This window comes from Streptomyces sp. MMBL 11-1, assembly GCF_028622875.1.
Lineage (GTDB): Bacteria > Actinomycetota > Actinomycetes > Streptomycetales > Streptomycetaceae > Streptomyces.
Map to the genome: position 1 here is coordinate 2,788,354 of NZ_CP117709.1, position 18,018 is coordinate 2,806,371.

The 18,018-nt window shown below is 70.7% G+C and carries 15 protein-coding genes; 5 read left to right on the top strand and 10 right to left on the bottom strand.

Going from position 1 to position 18,018, the window contains the following annotated elements; genetic code table 11:
* Positions 1–336: 336 nt before the first annotated feature.
* Positions 337–915 carry a DJ-1/PfpI family protein gene (locus PSQ21_RS11910; RefSeq protein WP_274030460.1) on the top strand — a complete coding sequence of 193 codons (579 nt, stop codon included), beginning with the start codon at positions 337–339 and terminating at the stop codon, positions 913–915.
* A gap of 133 nt (positions 916–1,048) precedes the next feature.
* On the opposite strand, the gene PSQ21_RS11915 is transcribed toward PSQ21_RS11910, so the two are convergent.
* Positions 1,049–1,726, bottom strand: coding sequence for an HAD family hydrolase (locus PSQ21_RS11915; RefSeq protein WP_274030461.1), 678 nt, complete (start codon positions 1,724–1,726; stop codon positions 1,049–1,051).
* A 38-nt stretch (positions 1,727–1,764) separates the two neighbouring features.
* The gene (locus PSQ21_RS11920; protein WP_274030462.1) at positions 1,765–2,271 is read right to left on the bottom strand and encodes a DUF6912 family protein; all 507 of its coding nucleotides are present in this window, start codon (positions 2,269–2,271) and stop codon (positions 1,765–1,767) included.
* 273 nt (positions 2,272–2,544) lie between these two features.
* On the opposite strand from PSQ21_RS11920, the gene PSQ21_RS11925 reads away from it, so the two are divergent.
* The gene (locus PSQ21_RS11925; protein ID WP_274030463.1) at positions 2,545–2,991 is read left to right on the top strand and encodes an Rv3235 family protein; all 447 of its coding nucleotides are present in this window, start codon (positions 2,545–2,547) and stop codon (positions 2,989–2,991) included.
* 65 nt (positions 2,992–3,056) lie between these two features.
* Here PSQ21_RS11925 and secA read toward each other — a convergent pair whose 3' ends face one another.
* Entirely contained in the window at positions 3,057–5,873 is a 2,817-nt protein-coding gene (gene secA, locus PSQ21_RS11930; protein WP_274030464.1) for a preprotein translocase subunit SecA, read from the bottom strand.
* A gap of 240 nt (positions 5,874–6,113) precedes the next feature.
* Between secA and PSQ21_RS11935 the strand changes: the two genes are divergently transcribed.
* Both PSQ21_RS11935 and PSQ21_RS11940 read left to right on the top strand, forming a co-directional pair.
* A complete protein-coding gene (locus PSQ21_RS11935; RefSeq protein ID WP_274030465.1) occupies positions 6,114–6,734 on the top strand; it encodes a GNAT family N-acetyltransferase in 621 nt (206 codons plus the stop codon).
* A 56-nt stretch (positions 6,735–6,790) separates the two neighbouring features.
* Positions 6,791–7,978, top strand: coding sequence for a winged helix-turn-helix domain-containing protein (locus PSQ21_RS11940; protein WP_274030466.1), 1,188 nt, complete (start codon positions 6,791–6,793; stop codon positions 7,976–7,978).
* A 116-nt stretch (positions 7,979–8,094) separates the two neighbouring features.
* Here PSQ21_RS11940 and PSQ21_RS11945 read toward each other — a convergent pair whose 3' ends face one another.
* From PSQ21_RS11945 to mtnA, 7 genes are all read right to left on the bottom strand, one after another.
* Complete coding sequence (locus PSQ21_RS11945; RefSeq protein WP_274030467.1) at positions 8,095–8,850, bottom strand: response regulator; 756 nt, start codon at positions 8,848–8,850, stop codon at positions 8,095–8,097.
* A gap of 193 nt (positions 8,851–9,043) precedes the next feature.
* Positions 9,044–9,733 carry a ribosome hibernation-promoting factor, HPF/YfiA family gene (hpf, locus tag PSQ21_RS11950; RefSeq protein WP_003968752.1) on the bottom strand — a complete coding sequence of 230 codons (690 nt, stop codon included), beginning with the start codon at positions 9,731–9,733 and terminating at the stop codon, positions 9,044–9,046.
* Positions 9,734–10,059: 326 nt separating this feature from the next.
* Entirely contained in the window at positions 10,060–10,818 is a 759-nt protein-coding gene (locus PSQ21_RS11955) for a ComF family protein (protein WP_274030468.1), read from the bottom strand.
* A 104-nt stretch (positions 10,819–10,922) separates the two neighbouring features.
* Entirely contained in the window at positions 10,923–12,752 is a 1,830-nt protein-coding gene (locus PSQ21_RS11960) for an LpqB family beta-propeller domain-containing protein (RefSeq protein WP_274035717.1), read from the bottom strand.
* Positions 12,753–12,786: 34 nt separating this feature from the next.
* Entirely contained in the window at positions 12,787–14,826 is a 2,040-nt protein-coding gene (gene mtrB, locus PSQ21_RS11965) for an MtrAB system histidine kinase MtrB (protein ID WP_274030469.1), read from the bottom strand.
* Between the two features lies 1 nt (position 14,827).
* On the bottom strand, positions 14,828–15,517 hold the full coding sequence (gene mtrA, locus PSQ21_RS11970; protein ID WP_007448372.1) for a two-component system response regulator MtrA: 690 nt from the start codon (positions 15,515–15,517) through the stop codon (positions 14,828–14,830).
* A 4-nt stretch (positions 15,518–15,521) separates the two neighbouring features.
* Positions 15,522–16,664 carry an S-methyl-5-thioribose-1-phosphate isomerase gene (gene mtnA / locus PSQ21_RS11975; protein WP_274030470.1) on the bottom strand — a complete coding sequence of 381 codons (1,143 nt, stop codon included), beginning with the start codon at positions 16,662–16,664 and terminating at the stop codon, positions 15,522–15,524.
* A gap of 140 nt (positions 16,665–16,804) precedes the next feature.
* Here mtnA and PSQ21_RS11980 point away from each other — a divergent pair, with 140 nt between their 5' ends.
* Positions 16,805–18,016 carry a hypothetical protein gene (locus PSQ21_RS11980; protein WP_274030471.1) on the top strand — a complete coding sequence of 404 codons (1,212 nt, stop codon included), beginning with the start codon at positions 16,805–16,807 and terminating at the stop codon, positions 18,014–18,016.
* The last annotated feature ends 2 nt before the right edge of the window (positions 18,017–18,018 follow it).

Consider the following 18,018-nt stretch of genomic DNA (forward strand, 5'->3'; position numbering starts at 1 on the left):
CGCTTCGAGAGATACCCGGGACCATATTGGCCATTTTCGGCAGCCGGTCCGGAGTCGGGAGATCGCGGATCGCCCGGGTGCTGTGGCACTCCGGGCGGCAGCCGGGGGCTTCGCTGCCCCCGAGGCGTATCGCGCTGATCACGGCACCAGGCTATCCCCCTCGCACCCCATCGCGTCATGAGCTGCTTGTGTACAAAAGAACCCCCCGGACTTTGACACTCTGGACAGTGCGCCGCGCCGCCTTGGCGAACTCCCGAAACCGGGGCAGTCTGTCCGTACCGCACGGATCCAGGCCCTCGGCACGCCATCGGGGCCACCGGCCCCGAGGAGCCCGCCATGCCGCAGAAGATCCTCATCGTCACCGGCGACGCCGCCGAGTCGCTCGAAGTCCTCTACCCGTACCAACGGCTGCTGGAGGAGGGGTACGAGGTCGACATCGCGGCCCCCGAGCGCAAGACGCTGCGCTTCGTGGTCCACGACTTCGAGCCCGGCTTCGACACGTACACGGAGAAGCCCGGCTACACCTGGCCCGCCGACCTGTCCTTCTCCGAGGTCGACCCCGGGGCCTACGTCGCCCTGGTGATCCCCGGCGGTCGCGCCCCCGAGTACCTCCGCAACAACGCCGAACTGCGGAAGATCGTCGGCGCCTTCTTCTCCTCGGACCGCCCGGTCGCCCAGATCTGCCACGGCCCCCTGATCACCGCGGCCAACGGCAGCCTCGCCGGCCGCAACGTCACGGCCTACCCGGCCCTGGAACCGGACATGCAGGGCGCGGGAGCGACCTTCCAGGACACGGAGGCGGTCGTGGACGGCGCCGTGGTCTCCTCCCGGGCCTGGCCGGACCACCCGGCGTGGATGCGAGAGTTCCTGAAGGTACTCAGGTCAACCCACCCCTCCAGCCCGCCCGGCGCTTGAGGACGTCTTTTCCAGCCCGCCCGGCGCTTGAGGACCGGGGTCCGGGGCAGCGCCCCGAAAGCCCGCAGCACGCCCACCCGCACACGGACAGGCACCGGCAGCCGGCACCGGCACAGGCACCACCCCGCCCCCGCTACGCGGAAAACGTCCGCGCCAACGCCACCGCCTCCCCCAGGCTGTCCACCACCGGCACCCCCGCCCCCTCCAGTTTGCTGCGGCTGTGCGACCCCCCGGTGTACAGCACCGCCCGAGCCCCCACATGCGCCGCCGCCACCGCGTCGTCCAGCGCGTCCCCGATGACCACCGCGTTCTCGGGCGCGATCCCGCCCACCCCGGCCAGCGCCTCGAAGTGCCGCTCCATGTGGAGCGCCTTGCTCCCGCCGGACGGCCCCGTACGCCCCTCGACGCGGACGAACCGCGGCTCGATTCCGTACCCCCGCACCACCGGCACCAGCTGCTCGTGCCCGTACATGCTCAGCAGCGACTGGCTGCGCCCGGTCCGCTGCCACTGATCCAGCAGCTCCTCCACCCCGGCGGTGAGCCCACAGGCCAGGCGCTGCTCCGCGTAGTGCCGGTGGAAGACGCCGTCCATCCGCTCCCACTCGGCCTCGGTGGGCAGCCGGCCCAGGAACCGCTCGTAGAACCGGGGTATGGGGATGGTGTACATCTCCCGGTACTGCTCCAGCGTGATCGGCGCCAGCTCGATCTCCGCGAACGCGGCGTTCGTCGCCTGGATGACGGCATGGGTGTCGTCCAGCAGCGTGCCGTTCCAGTCCCAGACCAGATGTGTGCGTGTCGTCCCCGAAGTCATGGAGGAAAAGTACCCGCCGGGTACGACAACGCCGCCACTCAGCCGATGAGCTGCGGAATCTCCTGCACGCCGAACCACAGCAGCTCGTGGTCCTCGGCCCCGTCCACGGTGAACCGCGCGTCGTCGTCGCCGAGGTCCGCCGCTCCCAGCGCCGCCGCCGCGGCGGCCACGTCCTTCTCCGCGTCGTCGGCGTCCACGTGCACCGCCGCCGCCTTGGCCAGCGGCAGCATGGCGGAGATCCGCACCTCGCCGAGCGATGCCGCGCTCAGCCCGTGATCGGGGTCGGCGACGGCGGCCCCGTCCGGTACGTCGACGGCCACGACGACCCGGCGGCGCGCCTCGTCCGGCTTCCCCGCGATCATCCGCAGCGAGGCGGCGGCGGCCCGGTTGAGCGCCGCGTACTCCAGCTCCTCGATGTCGTCGGAGACATACCACTCGCGCAGCCCGGGAGTCACCGCGTAGGCGGTCAGCGGTCCGGGGCCGACCTCGCCCGCACCGTGCGCCGCTGCGAGACCGGAGAGGGTCAGGGGGACGTACACGCGCATGGCAGGTCGCTTTCGTAGAGGGAAACGTTCTCAGGATACGTGGGAACGCCCCCTTTCGGGTTTCGGCAACCGGGGTCGTCCGTCCACGGCCGACGCCCCGTCACCCCCGCTGTCGCCCTTGTCCCGCAAGGGCCGAGCCACGGATAGGTGATTCCGCCCACGCCCGATCGGCGCCCGGAGGCCCCTTGCGTCGCTGACGACCGCACCCGTAGAAGATCCCCAACACAAGTTACCGTCCGGTAGAACCGGGCCCGGTCAACGGGGGCGACGATCATGAGCATGGACAGGACGAGGCCCGCCGGCCGACGCGACCAGGGTGGTCCCCGGACCGTTCCTCCGCAGCGGTCCCGCAGGCAGCAGCCCCACCGGCCGCAGCGCCCGCACCAGTGGTTCGCCGAGCGCCTGCTCGCCGTCCTCAGCGGCCAGCGCCCGGTGCACTGGATGCTCGGCCACACCATCGGCGAGGCCTACGACCAGCTCGCCGAACTGGCCCCGAGCACCCCACTGGGGGCCACCCGGGGCAGCCGCCCCGTCCTTCGCCACTGCCGCGGGGCGCAGCCCGCCACCGGCGTGGTCGAGGCGTTCGCCAGCATCACCGCGGGCGACCGGGTCCGGGCGATGGCCTTCCGCCTGGAACAGGGCGCCGACCATCGCTGGCGCTGCGCCGCGGTGGAACTGGGCGGCGAGCGCCTCACGGCCGGCCGCACCGGCCCCCGGTGATCCGGAAACCGCGGCAGGGGCCGGACACCCCCTGGTGTCCGGCCCCTGCCGCGGTACCGCTGGTGCTACTTCTTGCGGCGGCGGCCGCCGCCCTTCTGGGCCTTGCGGCGCTCCGCACGCGTCATGCCGTCGGCGGAACCGGACCGCGTGTCACCGGTGGCGTCGTCATTGGCGAAGTCACCCTCGACGACACCGCCCTCCCCGTCCACCGTGGGAGCGGAGAAGTGGAGCCGGTCCGGCCGCTGCGGGGCCTCCAGGCCCTTGGCGCGGATCTGCGGGACGGGAACGGCGCTCTCCTTGTCCAGCGAGGTGCGCTCGGCGCCGTCCTGCACCGGAACCTCCTCGACCTGCTGCTCGACCTGGACCTCCAGGTTGAACAGGTAGCCGACGGACTCCTCCTTGATGCCCTCCATCATGGCGTTGAACATGTCGAAGCCCTCGCGCTGGTACTCGACCAGCGGGTCCTTCTGCGCCATGGCCCGCAGGCCGATGCCCTCCTGGAGGTAGTCCATCTCGTAGAGGTGCTCGCGCCACTTGCGGTCGAGCACCGAGAGGACGACGCGCCGCTCCAGCTCACGCATGATGTCGGAGCCGAGCGTGTTCTCGCGCTCCTCGTACTGCTCGTGGATGTCGTTCTTGACCGACTCGGCGATGAACTCGGCGGTGACGCCGGCCAGGTCCCCGGCCGCCTCCTCCAGCTCCTCGACGGTGACCTTCACCGGGTAGAGCTGCTTGAAGGCGCCCCACAGCCGGTCCAGGTCCCACTCCTCGGCGAAGCCTTCGGCGGTCTCCTGCCGGATGTAGTCGTCGATCGTGTCGTCCATGAAGTGCCGGATCTGGTCCTGGAGGTCCTCGCCCTCCAGAACGCGGCGGCGCTCACCGTAGATGACCTCGCGCTGCCGGTTGAGCACCTCGTCGTACTTCAGGACGTTCTTACGCGTCTCGAAGTTCTGCTGCTCGACCTGCGACTGGGCGGAGGCGATGGCGCGGGTGACCATCTTGTTCTCGATCGGGACGTCGTCCGGAACGTTCGCCATCGACATGACGCGCTCGACCATCTGGGCCTTGAACAGGCGCATCAGGTCATCGCCGAGCGACAGGTAGAAACGGGACTCGCCCGGGTCGCCCTGACGGCCGGAACGGCCGCGCAGCTGGTTGTCGATACGGCGCGACTCATGCCGTTCGGTGCCCAGCACGTAGAGCCCGCCAAGCTCCTTGACCTCTTCGAACTCCGCCTTCACGGCCTGCTCGGCCGCCTCCAGCGCGGCGGGCAGCGCTGCCGCCCACTCCTCGACGTTCTCCACCGGGTCGAGGCCGCGCTGGCGCAGCTCCGCCTCGGCGAGGTCGTCAGGGTTGCCGCCGAGCTTGATGTCGGTGCCTCGGCCGGCCATGTTCGTCGCGACCGTGACGGCGCCCTTGCGGCCCGCCTGGGCGACGATCGTCGCCTCCCGGTCGTGCTGCTTGGCGTTGAGGACCTCGTGCTGGACACCGCGCTTGGAGAGCTGCTGGGAGAGGTACTCGGACTTCTCGACCGAGGTGGTGCCGACCAGGATCGGCTGGCCCTTCTCGTGCTTCTCGGCGATGTCGTCGACGACCGCGGCGAACTTGGCGACCTCGGTGCGGTAGATCAGGTCCGACTGGTCGGCGCGGACCATCGGCCGGTTCGTCGGGATCGGCACCACGCCGAGCTTGTAGATCTGGTGGAACTCGGCGGCCTCGGTCATCGCCGTACCGGTCATGCCGGAGAGCTTGTCGTAGAGGCGGAAGAAGTTCTGCAGGGTGATCGTGGCGAGGGTCTGGTTCTCGTCCTTGATGTCCACCCCTTCCTTCGCCTCGATCGCCTGGTGCATGCCCTCGTTGTAGCGGCGGCCGGCGAGGATACGGCCGGTGTGCTCGTCGACGATCATGACTTCGCCGTCGATGACGACGTAGTCCTTGTCCTTCTTGAACAGTTCCTTGGCCTTGATGGCGTTGTTCAGATAACCGACGAGCGGGGTGTTCACCGACTCGTAGAGGTTGTCGATGCCGAGCCAGTCCTCGACCTTGGCGACACCGGCCTCGTGGATGGCCACGGTCCGCTTCTTCTCGTCGACCTCGTAGTCGCCGGTCTCCTCGATGCCCTTGAGCTGGTTGCCCGCCTCACCCTTGGTGAGGCGCGTGACCAGCTTGGCGAAGTCGCCGTACCACTTGGTGGCCTGGTCGGCCGGGCCGGAGATGATCAGCGGCGTACGGGCCTCGTCGACGAGGATCGAGTCGACCTCGTCGACCACCGCGAAGTTGTGGCCGCGCTGGACGAGCTCGTCCTTGGACCACGCCATGTTGTCGCGGAGGTAGTCGAAGCCGAACTCGTTGTTCGTGCCGTACGTGATGTCGCAGGCGTACTGCTCACGGCGCTGGGCCGGCGTCATGTTGGCGACGATGCAGCCGACGCTCAGGCCGAGGAACTTGTGGACCCGGCCCATCATCTCGGAGTCACGCTCGGCGAGATAGTCGTTGACCGTGATCAGGTGCACGCCCTTGCCGGAGAGGGCGTTCAGATACGTGGGCAGGGTGCCGACGAGAGTCTTGCCCTCACCGGTCTTCATCTCGGCCACGTAGCCGAGGTGCAGGGCGGCTCCGCCCATCATCTGTACGTCGTAGTGGCGCTGTCCGAGGACGCGCTTCGCGGCCTCACGGATCGTGGCGAACGCTTCGGGAAGCAGGTCGTCCAGGCTCTCGCCGTCCGCGTACCGTTCCTTGTACTCGTCGGTGAGCGCCCGCAGCTCGGCGTCGGAGAGGTTGACGAAGTCCTCTTCGATGGAGCTGACCTGGTCCGCGATGCGGTGCAGTTTGCGCAGGATCTTGCCTTCGCCTGCACGCATGAGCTTGTTGAAGACGGACACTGAGGCTGGTCTCCTTGCCGGTCGGGCCTGGCACTGGGTCGTGTAATGGACTCTGGCGCGGGCACGGCAGGTGGGCCCCACCGCAACGGCCATCGTAAGCGAGGACACCACCGCGTCGGGAGGGCTGCCGTCGCGTGGACCTCGCCGCACCCTTCCAGGACAACGGTCCAAACGCACGGAAGGTGCCGGGAAGCCCCAAAAGTGCTCGCATCCAGGAAGTGGGCTCACGAGAATCGGTCCATGGAGCCGATCACTCTCACCACGGAACGCCTGCTGCTGCGGCCCTTCGGCCCGCAGGACACGTATCCCGTGCACGCCGCCTGTCAGGACCCGGACATTCAGCGCTGGACGGTGATCCCTTCCCCCTACCGCCTCACCGACGCGGAGGTGTTCACCACGAAGCTGTGCCCGGCGGGCTGGCAGGACGACTCCTCCTACGGCTTCGCCCTGGTCCTGCGGGAGACCGGGGCGCTCGTCGGTGCGCTCGGCATCGACCGCCGCAGCCGGCCGGGAACGTACGAGGTCGGCTACTGGTCCGCCAAGGAGCACCGCGGCCGCGGTTACGTCACCGAGGCGGTGCTCGGCTCCGCCCGCTGGGCGTTCTCCTCCCTCGGGGCGGACCGGCTGGAGTGGCGGGCCGAGATCGGCAACCTGGCCTCGCGGGCCGTCGTCCTGCGGGCGGGCTTCCGGCCGGAGGGCGACCAGCGGTCCGGGCTGCTCAACAAAGGGGTGCGGCGCGACGCCTGGACGGCGGCCCTGCTCCCGTCCGACCTGGGGCTCGCCGGCGCCCACCCGTACGTCCCCGTGCGGCATGCTGCACGGCCCGGCGGGGCCACGGAACCCGGGCCGTCACCGGCCTGATCCGTGTACGCCGTCCGTGGCCCGGGCTGTCAGTGGCGCCGTCTAGGGTTCGACGTATGACGCCTGTGCCTCCTCCCGCAGTCGAACTCTCCGCCGACCAGGCCCGCCGCATAGCGCTGCGTGCCCAGGGCTTCCTGGGGGCTCCGGACCGCCGGGCGGGGGTGCCGGGGGTGCTGCGGCACCTCGGCGCGGTCCAGCTGGACACGATCTCGGTCCTGGCCCGCTCGCACGAGCTGATTCCCTACGCCCGGCTCGGCCCCGTGAGCCGCCGGACGGTGGAGGACGCCTACTGGTCGGGCGGCCGGACCTTCGAGTACTGGTCGCACGCGGCGTGCATCCTGCCCGTCGAGGAGTGGCCGCACTTCGCGTTCCGCCGCCGTGCCTACCGCTCCCGCCCGCACTGGGGCCACGATCTGCCCGACGGCTCGTACGAGACAGTGATCAAGCAGCTGCGCGACGAGGGCCCGCTGACGGCGACCGAGCTGGGCGGCGCGAAGAACGGCGGCGAGTGGTGGGACTGGTCGGCGTCCAAGGTCGCCGTCGAGCGGGCCCTGATGTACGGCGAGGTGGTGTGCACCGAGCGGCGCGGCTGGAAGCGGGTCTACGACCTGGCCGAGCGGGCCATCCCGGACGCGCTGCTGCACGACGACCTGAGTGACGCCGAGTGCCGGAGGCGGCTGGTGGCGCTGGCGGGCAAGTCCCTCGGCGTCGGCACCCGCGGCGACATCGCGGACTACCACCGGCTGAAGGGCGAGGAGTTCGACGCCGTGGTGGCGGACTCGGGGCTGGTCCCGGTCGTGGTCGAGGGCTGGGCGAAGCCGGCCTGGGCGGACCCGGAGGCCCTGGCCAAGGAGGTGCGCGGACGCCACCGTACGACGCTGTTGTCGCCGTTCGACTCCCTGATCTGGGAGCGGGCGCGCACGGAGCGCATCTTCGGCTTCACGCATCGGCTGGAGGCCTACGTGCCCAAGCAGAAGCGGGTCCACGGCTACTTCGCGATGCCGTTGCTGGCGGGCGGAAAGCTGCAGGGCCGGGTCGACCCGGCGCGCGAGGGCACCACGCTGGTCGCCCGGCAGGCGTCGCTGGCCGGCCCGAAGGCGGTGGTCCCGATGGCCGAGGCCCTGGTGGAGGCGGCGGCCTGGGTGGGCTGCACGGACATCCGGGTGGACCGGGTGGACGCCCCGCAGCTGCGCGAGCCGCTCAGGTCGGAGATCGGCCACGCGCTTCAGCGCGCCCACCGCTGACCGGTTGCTACTGATTGGTTGCTGTTGACCGGTTGCTGTTGACCGGTTGCTGTTGAACGGCCGCCTCCGGCCGGCTACCGCTCGCCGGGGCCGCGGCGGTGGGCGGGGCCCGTCCGCTATCTGATCTCCAGGATCTTCTCGCGCATGGCATAGACCACGGCTTCCATCCGGGAGTGCAGCTGCAGTTTCTCCAGGATATTGCGGACGTGGTTCTTCACCGTGTTCTCGGAGATGAACAACTCCTTGGCGATATCCCGGTTGTTCATGCCGGTCGCCACGAGTTTCAGCACTTCCAGTTCGCGTTCGGTGAGCCGGGGCGCCGGAACGAGCCGCCGCTCGTCGGTGCGCTGGATCATCGATTTGAACTCGGTGAGCAGCTTGGAGGCCATGGAGGGGCTGATCTGGGACTGCCCGTCGGCGACCGCGCGAATGGCTGTGGCGACCTCGTCGGTGGAGATCTCCTTGAGGAGATATCCGGTCGCGCCCGCCTTGATCGCCTCGTAGAGATCGGCTTCCTCGTCGCTGATCGTCAGCATGATGATCTTCGCGCTGGGGGCCACCTCCTTGATGGCCGTACAGGCCTCGATGCCGCCGCGCTTGGGCATCCGGACATCCATCAGAACGATGTCGGGCAGCAGGTCGGCGGCCTTGTCGACCGCCTCGGAGCCGTCCCCGGCCTCGCCGATGACCTGGATGTCCTCCTCCTGGGCGAGGACGATCTCCAGGCCCCTGCGGAAGAGCGCGTGGTCATCGACCACGAGGACCCTGATGGGCTCCTTGCGTGAAGCGCTGTCCGCGTCGGCGCCGGTGTACGCACCGGTGTCGTCGTCGGAGTCGTTCGCATCGCGCACGGGCCCGAAGGTGTCCGCCATCGTTCCTCCCCCTGAAGGCCACGGCCTGAAGTGTCGGTCGTTCGCCAACGGCACTTCGTGGAACACCGATTGGCTTCGGGCCGCCATGATTCCATGCCCGGCCCCCGGCACGGTGGTCCTGTGCCCGTGCGCCCCGTGCGCGGGTGCCCCCGGTGGCGCGAAAGCTCCCCGGGGGCACCTCGGCGCTGTGGCCTCAGCCGCCGAGCGCACCGCCCGCGCCGCCTGCTTCGTCCGCGGCGAGCGGGTCGGTCCTCAGGTGGATGACGCCGTAGTCGTAGGCGTGTCGCCGGTAGACGACACTGGGCTCCTTCGTCTCGGAGTCGACGAACAAGTAGAAGTCGTGGCCGACCAGTTCCATCTCGTAGAGCGCCTGGTCGAGCGACATCGGTGCGGCGGTGTGGGTCTTCTCGCGCATCACGAGCGGCCCTTCGCCCTGTACTTCGAGCGAGCCGATCTTCGTGGTGGGGACGGGCTCCGACGGCTGGTCGCCGACCAGTTCACCGTCCTCGTCGAACGAAGCGACGCCGGGGACCACGTCCCCGACCTCGGCAGCAGACAGACGGCCGTTGCCACGGCGGCTGTAGCGCTTGTCGTGCTGCTTGCGCAGCCGGGCCTCCAGCTTTCCGGTGGCCAGGTCGAGCGCTGCGTAAGGGTCGCCCGCCGCCGCTTCCGCCCGGATGACCGGTCCCCGGGAGCGGAGCGTGATCTCCACCCGGTCGGAACGGTCGGCCTGACGGGGATTCGGCTCCTTGGACACCTCGACGTCGAGGCTGATCACCTTGCCGTCGAACTTCTGGATCTTGTCCAGCTTCAGCTTCTCGGCCACGTGCTTGCGGAACCGCTCGGGCACCTCGGTCTTGCGGCCCTTGACGACGATGTCCACGCAGAACTCCGTTCCCGGATCGCCCCGCTCAGCGGCGGAGCATCTCCCTTTTGCACCAGGCCCCGGAGATCACCAGGGCCTCGGACTCGGTGGCTTTCGCCTCCTCCTCCCCCGTCGGAAGGGTCGCAACCCCACCGACTCGCGTGCTTCTCCTACCGGTGAGTTACCTGCCCGAAACCTGTTGGTGCATTCATCGAGGTCCGGCATTCACCGTTCCTCACAACCGAACATAGCCTGCACACCAGGGTCTCGGCACCCGCTACTGGCACGTACCTCCGTTCAGGGCGTATTGCCCTCTCATTACCTGCAACGATGCGGGTTCTCCGTCAGTTCCGGTTTATTTCGAAGGCGGAGGGAGAGGCCGCGACGACCGCGGCCCGGCACGCTCCGTGCCCGGAGCGCTCCCGACCGGCTCCGCACCCCTCGCCGAAGGCCCGTGCCGCCTCCGCCAGCGTCGATCCCGTCGTCAACAGATCGTCGACCAGAATCACCGTGCCGTGCCGGAGAGGGGTGTGCCCGAGGATTCCGTGCCGGAGGAGTCGCCCTCCCCTCTCCGTGAGCTCCAGCGCTCCGGCCAGATTCGCCCGCCGCTGCCGCGCCCCGAGACCCGACTGGTCGGCGACCTTCCGCCGCTGCCGCAACAACGGAACCACCTCGGCCGCCAGCCCCTCGCGCCGGAGGTCCCGCGCGGCCGCGGCGGCGATCCTGCGCACCGGGTCATGGCCACGCGCCGCGGTCGAGCTACGCGCCGAGGGCACGGGGACCAGCAGCAGGGGGCCCGCACCGCCCGGCCGCCCCGCCCAGGCCCGTACACCACCCGCCAGGGCCCGCCCGAGCACCCCGGCCAGCCCCAGTGCCCCTCGCTCCTTGTGGGCCAGCAGAACCGCGCGTACGGCGTTCTCGTACGGCGCGGCCGCGTACACCGCGGGAAGCCCCGGAGGCCGGGGCGAGGGCCGGACCAGGCGGACGGCCGTACCGTGCAACGCGGCTCCGCAGGCCGCGCACAGCTCGGTGCGCGGTCTGCCGCAGCCGGCACAGGCCACCGGCAGCAGCAGACCGGACAGCTCCTGCCACGCGTTCCGCATGACCTCACTGTGCCGGGGGCCGCCGGGACCGGACCACCCCTGTGGAAAACCCCCGGTGCCGGGCGGAGCCCCGCCGGCTGCGGGATCAGCCGGGAGGGACCGGATCAGCCGGGGTAGACCAGCGACGTGCCCTGTTTGAGGACCGTCTGCCAGTTGTCGCCCGGCGAGAGCTTCACTATGCCGTCGCTGACGGTCTCCGCCATCAGCGGAAGCAGCTCGTCGTCCGCCGCGGCGACCGACTGGACCTGGTTCACCCCGGGCAACGACCCCGAGGCCGACGTGGAGCCGTCCGCCTGCACGTAACGCACCTGCTGGACGCCGCCCTCCTCCTTGCCCACGACCACCAGCCGGCTGCGTCCGGACCAGGAGACGGCCGTCACATCCGTGAGCTGCGGCGCGGCCTGGCGCAGGTCCTCGACCGAGACGTCGGGCGCCACGGAGGAGCCCCGGCGCTCGACCCGGCCGATGTTCAGCGTCGTACGGCCGTCCTTCCGCAGCAGCAGAGCGATCCGCACCCCGTCCGCGGACATCCGCAGCTCCTCGATCCTGGCGCCGTCGAGGCCCGGCACCCGGACCTGCTGCGCCTCGCCCGCGCCCCCGGCCAGCCGCAGCAGCCCGGAACCGGCCGGATCGCGGTCGGCGACCCACAGGTCGCCGCGGCCGTCCCAGCTCGGCGACGACAGCCGGTCCGCGGCCTTCTTCCCCTTACTGCTGACGAGGGGTTCGGCCAGTTCGCCCTCCGTCTCCAGGGACGACACGTAGAGGTGATGCCCGTCGGCGGAGACCGCGGCGGCCCGCTGTTCGTCCCGGGCCACCCCGACGGCGCCCATCGGGACGGCGCCCGCACCGAGCGGGCCGGTCACGGGCTCGGGCGTTCCGGTGCCGTCGGTGGCGCCGGGGATCCGCTCCACCTGGCCCTTCTCGTTGATGAAGTACTGGCTGTCGTCCCCGTCGGAACCCTGGTCGGCGGAGAACTCCGGCCCGTCCTCGGCGTCCAGCCCGCAGAGCTGACCCTTGCTTCCCTCCAGCTCCACCCGCTCGACCCGCGCCGAGGTCAGGTCCCCCAGCGTGAACAGCACCTGGGCGGCCATCATCCGGCAGGCACTCCGGTCCACCGTGTCGGCCTTCCGGTTGAGCCGCACCTTCAGGACGTTCTCATCGTCCGGCGCCAGCGCGACGACGTCCTTGCGCAGGGTGGTCCCCGCCGGGAACCGGGAGTCGACCACGGGCCGCAGCCAGTTCGACGGCCCGGCGAGCAGCGTCCTGACGGTCTGAGCCGCGGTGTCCATGCGCGTGACCGGATCCGTACGGTTGCGTACGTGGACGGGGTCCGCGACGAGCGTCAACCGGCCGTTCGTCCGCCCGGCGGCGAAGTAGTACTTGTTCACGGAGCGGTAGAGCCGCTTGAAGTCGGACTGCCCGAGGAGCAGGCCGTCCGGCACGATGTCGATGCGCCACTCCTGCTTCCCGTCCGCCCCCTTCTCCCGCACCAGGTGCAGGGCCTGGGAGTAGTCGGCGGGCGCGAACGGACGGTAGGAACTCTGGGCGTCGACCGCCGCCACCTTCTCGCCGGTCAACGTGTAGGTCGTCTCCCTGTCCCGGCCGGCCCGGTTGTCCTCGTCGTGGAGCAGGGGGCCGCTGCGGTGGGGAGCCTGGGCGAGCACCGTGATGCCGCTGCTGGGCTGCCAGGTGTTCCGGGCGGCGGCGCTCAGATACTTCCGGGTGGTCGCGAACGCGGGGTCGTCACTGGTCATCGACTCCAGGAAGCCGTCGACGATCTCGCTGGGCGGCGCGCCTTCCCGGGGCGCGACCGCGTACACCTGCACCTGGGAGTCCCCGGGCTGCGAGGCGTCGACCGCCTTGACGTCCCCGGTCACCGGCATCGAGCCGCACCCGGCCAGCACGACGGTGCCGCAGACCAGCAGCGCGGACATCCGCACCGCCCGTCCCCGGCCGCCCGGACGGCGGTCAGTACCCACGAGTGGTGTCCTCCTGGTCGGAATCGAGTACGCCGTCGCCCGAACGGCCGCCGGGGCGCTCCTGGGCCGGGCGCGCCACGACACGCGCCCCGTTGCCGGGCAGCGCCGCGGGGTGCACCGACGAGGGGGCGCCGGTGCGGACGGCGGGGCCGCGGCCGGGCACGGGCAGCGGCGAACGCTCGCCGGCCCCGGGCTGGGGCGGCACGGACATCAGCCGGTGGCCGTCCGACGCGCCCACCCCGGCCTCGTCACGTTCCCGGTTGTCCCGGTTGCGCCGCGAGTCCTCGGGCTCCAGCGGTATCGGCGAGCCACGCAGAGGCTCGTCCGCCGTACGCGGCAGGGTCAGCCTGAACTGCGAGCCGCCTCCCGGCTCTCCCCAGGCCTGGAGCCAGCCGCCGTGCAGCCGGGCGTCCTCCACGGCGATCGACAGGCCCAGGCCCGTCCCGCCGGTCGTCCGGGCCCGCGCCGGGTCGGCGCGCCAGAACCGGTTGAAGACCCGGGTCGCCTCGCCGGGCTTGAGCCCGACCCCGTAGTCCCGGACGGCCACGGCGACCGCGCCCTGGGCCACGCCCATCCGCACCACGACGTCCCGGCCCTCACCGTGTTCGACGGCGTTGACCACGAGGTTGCGCAGGACGCGTTCGACGCGGCGGGCATCGGCCTCGGCTATCACCGGCTGTTCGTCGCCGACGACCAGGATCCGGGTGCCCTTGCGCTCGGCGAGCGGCTCGGCGCCACCGATCACCCGGTGCACCACGGTCCGCAGGTCTATCGGCTCGGCCTCCAGGGCCGCGGCACCCGCGTCGAACCGGCTGATCTCCAGCAGATCGGCGAGCAGCGACTCGAACCGGTCGAGCTGGTCGCCGAGCAGCTCGGCGGAGCGCGCGGTCACGGGGTCGAAGTCGGCACGCGCCTCGTGGATGACGTCGGCGGCCATCCTGACGGTCGTGAGAGGGGTCCGCAGCTCGTGCGAGACGTCGGAGACGAAGCGCCGCTGCATCCGGGAGAGCTCCTCCAACTGCTGGATCTTCAGCTGGAGGTTCTGGGCCATCTTGTTGAAGGCCTCGCCGAGCCGGGCGATGTCGTCCTCGCCGGTGACCTTCATCCGTTCCTGCAGCTTGCCCGCGGAGAGCCGCTCGGCGATGCCGGCGGCCATCCGCACCGGTGTGACGACCTGCCGCACCACGAACCAGGCGATGGCCCCGAGCAGCACGACGACGAACAGTCCGGCGGTCGCCAGGGTCGTCTTGACCAGGGTCAGGGACTTCTCCTCCTGCGTGAGCGGGAAGAGGTAGTAGAGCTCGTAGGGCTGTTGGTCGATGTCGTAGAGCCGCTTGCCGACGACGAGCCCCGGTTGCGCTTCCGTGCCGTACGAGTACCGGATCTCGGAGTACGTCTGGAACGCGCCCTGCTTGCTGCTCACGTCCCGCCGCAGGCGCTCGGGCACGCTGGACGCCTCGACGCTGCCCGAACCGCGCGCGGCACGGCTGCTCGCTCCCTCGGCCACCGAGTCGACGCTGAGCGCCACCACGTTGAAGGCGTTCTTGCCGCCGCTGGCGAGCTGGTCGACGAGTTCGGTACGCCAGGAGGTGCTCCCGGTCATCCCGTCGGTGCGCTCGCTCCCCTGCCCATCGGGGGCGATGGGGGCGTTGGCCTTTTCCTGGGCCGCGGCGAAACCGCCGACGGCCTGGGTCTGGGCGGCCGTGCCCTTGGCCTCGAGCAGGCCGTTGCGCACCTGGCCGATGACGACGAAGCCGAGCAGCAGCACGACCCCGATCGACATCAGCAAGGTGCCCGCGACGACGCGGAGCTGCAGATTGCGCCGCCACAACCGGACGGCGGGCAGCAGAGGACGGCGCACCCAGCGCATCAGCAACCGCGGCACGGGTCCGCCGGGCGTCCGGTTTTCGAACAACCGGCCGCCCCGCAGGAAACGGCTCATACGTGACGCCTTCCGTCCCGGGCCGGCAGCCCGCTCCGTACGGACTCCCGGTTCACCGGGCCCCGGAGCAGCGCTGCCTCGGGCCATCTCAGCTCGGTCCGGCCTTGTAGCCGACGCCTCGGACCGTCACGACGATCTCCGGCCGTTCCGGGTCTTTCTCGACCTTGGAACGCAGACGCTGGACATGCACATTCACCAGGCGGGTGTCGGCCGCGTGGCGGTAACCCCACACCTGTTCCAGCAGGACCTCACGGGTGAAGACCTGCCACGGCTTGCGGGCGAGCGCGACCAGCAGGTCGAACTCCAGCGGAGTCAGGGCGATGGACTGCCCCTCCCGCTTCACGGAGTGGCCGGCCACGTCGATGACCAGGTCACCGATGGTCAACTGCTCCGGCGCGGGCTCTTCGGACCTCCGCAGACGTGCCCTGATCCGGGCAACCAACTCCTTAGGTTTGAACGGCTTGACGATGTAGTCGTCGGCCCCTGATTCCAGGCCGACCACGACATCGACAGTGTCGCTCTTGGCGGTGAGCATGACGATCGGCACACCGGACTCGGCCCTGATCAGCCTGCACACCTCGATGCCGTCCCTTCCGGGCAGCATGAGGTCGAGCAGCACCAGGTCCGGCTTGGCCTCACGAAATGCGGCCAGTGCCTTGTCGCCGTCCGCTACGAACGACGGCTCGAAACCTTCTCCACGCAGCACAATCCCGAGCATCTCGGCCAGTGCGGTGTCGTCGTCGACGACAAGGACGCGTCCCTTCATAATCGACATCATCCCATTAGCTAATCGTTACCTGCGATGACCTGGCACACAGCTCTGCCAGTCCGGCCCCCGTGACCGGGGAAACAGCGCCCTCCTCGGTGACGATCGCCGTGATCAGTTCCGGCGGCGTGACGTCGAAAGCCGGGTTGTACGCCGGGGCCCCGAGGGGTGCGACGACCATCCCGCCTCCGCCGTCGGCCGATACACCCCACGCGGGTGTGAGCTCCGTCACTTCCCTCCCGGAACGCTGCTCGACGACGATCGATGTGCCGTCCGAAGTCTCCAGATCCACCGTCGTCGTCGGCGCCACCACGATGAAGGGCACGTGGTGGTACTTCGCGAGCACGGCCAGCGGATAGCTTCCCACCTTGTTGGCCACCGAGCCGTCCGCAGCGATGCGGTCCGCCCCTATGAGCACCGCATCCACCTCGCCGGCCGCGAACAGGGACCCCGCCGCGTTGTCCGTGAGCAGGGTGTACGCCAGACCGCTGCGCGCCGCCTCGAACGCGGTCAGCCGGGCCCCCTGGAGCAGCGGCCGCGTCTCGTCCACCCACAGCCGTCGCAACCGCCCCTGCCGGTTCGCCCGCAACGCCACGGCGAACGCCGTCCCCTCGCCGCCGGAGACCAGCGCCCCGGTGTTGCAGTGGGTCAGCAGCCGGTAGGCGCGGCCCGGCAACAGCTCCTCGAGCAACGCCTCGCCGTACTCCGCCATGCGGCTGCTGGCCCGGGCATCCTCCCGGTGCAGCGCCCGCGCCTCGGCCAGCGCCGCCGCCGCGGCCGCCTCGTCCCCCTCTCCCTTGCCGGACGCCTCCCAGTAGGCCGCCGCCACCCGCCGTACCCCGTAACCGAGGTTCACAGCGGTGGGGCGCGCTCCCTCCAGGAGACCGGCCGCCTCCGCGACATCGAAGCCCCGCGCCGCGGCGAGCGCCACCCCGTAGCCCCCGGCGATCCCGAGCAGCGGAGCCCCTCGCACCGCCAGCGTCCGGATCGCCCGCACCAGTGCGGGCACGTCGGTGCACACCAGCTCGACCTCCTCGGCGGGCAGCCGCGTCTGGTCGAGAAGCACCAGCACGGGACCTTCCGGAGGCTCGTCCCAGCGAAGTACGGAAAGCGCGGGAGGCTCGCGGCCCACCGTCGATTGCGCGTCCTGATCAGCCATCCGCCCAGTCTGCCCGGTGAGCCGCCCGCACATGAAGGCGCGGAGCAGACAGAGCGGCTGGTCCGCCCCGGACCCACGCGTGGCACGATGGCTGCCAACCTGCCGCCCCGATGAGCGGTCAGGACGGTGAAGGAGCGAGAATGAACGACTCTCCGGGCTGGGCGTCGCCCGGATCTGCCCCCTCCGACGGCAAGGAGACGGCGATCCCCCGCCCCTCCGGCCCCCAGGACGGAAGCGGCCCGACGGGACAGTGGTCCCCCGAGCAGCCGCCCCCCGGGCAGTGGTCCCCACCGAACAACCCCGGCAGTGGCCCCGGAACCCGGCCGCCGGCCCCCGGCTGGGGCGGTGGCCCGCAGCGACAGGGCTGGGCAGGACCGCCACCGGCCGCGAAGCCCGGCGTCATCCCGCTGCGCCCCCTGAGCCTCGGCGAGATCCTCGACGGCTCCGTCTCCGCCCTGCGCGCCCACTGGCGCACCGCACTCGGCTTCAGCCTCGCGGTCTCGGTGGTCACCCAGGTCGCCGTCATCCTCATGCAGCGCTACCTGCTGCCGGAACCGACCTCCGTCGACCCGAACGCCACCGGTACCGAAGCCCTCCGCCAGGCCACCGACTCCGCCCGGTCGACACTGATCTCCCTGGCCCCGGCCTCCCTCGTCACGATGATCGCCACGCTCTTCACCGCGTCGATCATCACCGTGGTCATCAGCCGCTCGGTGCTGGGCCGTCCCACCACGCTCTCCGACGCCTGGGCGGAGGCCCGCCCGCGCGTCCTCCCGCTGCTCGGGCTGACCGTGCTGGTGGCCCTGATCATGGCCGCGATCATGACCGTGGGCATCGGCCCCGGCCTCCTGCTGGGCTCCGAGGCAGGCGCGGCGCTCGCCTTCCTCGGCTTCGCCGCCGCCTGCGTCGTGATGCTCTGGCTGAACGTCAGCTTCGCACTCGCCGCCCCCGCACTGATGCTGGAACGACAGAGCATCGTGGCCGCGCTGCGCAGGTCGGCGAAGCTGGTCCGCGGCGCGTGGTGGCGCACCTTCGGAATCCTCGCCCTGACCTGGCTGCTGACCTTCCTGCTGACGTTCCTCGTCTCCATCCCGTTCGGCGTCATCGCGGTGATCGCCGACGGAACCGACGTCAGCGAGTTCTTCAACGGCACCGCCCCTTCCTTCGGCTGGCCGTTCCTGATCGTCACCGGCATCGGCGAAGTGATCGTCTCGACACTGATCTACCCCTTCGTCGCCGGCGTGATGGCCCTCCTCTACGTGGACCAGCGCATCCGTCGCGAAGCGCTCGACCTCGACCTCGCGCGGGCCGCCGGACTGCCCGGCTACGGCACCGACACCCCCGGGAGCTGATG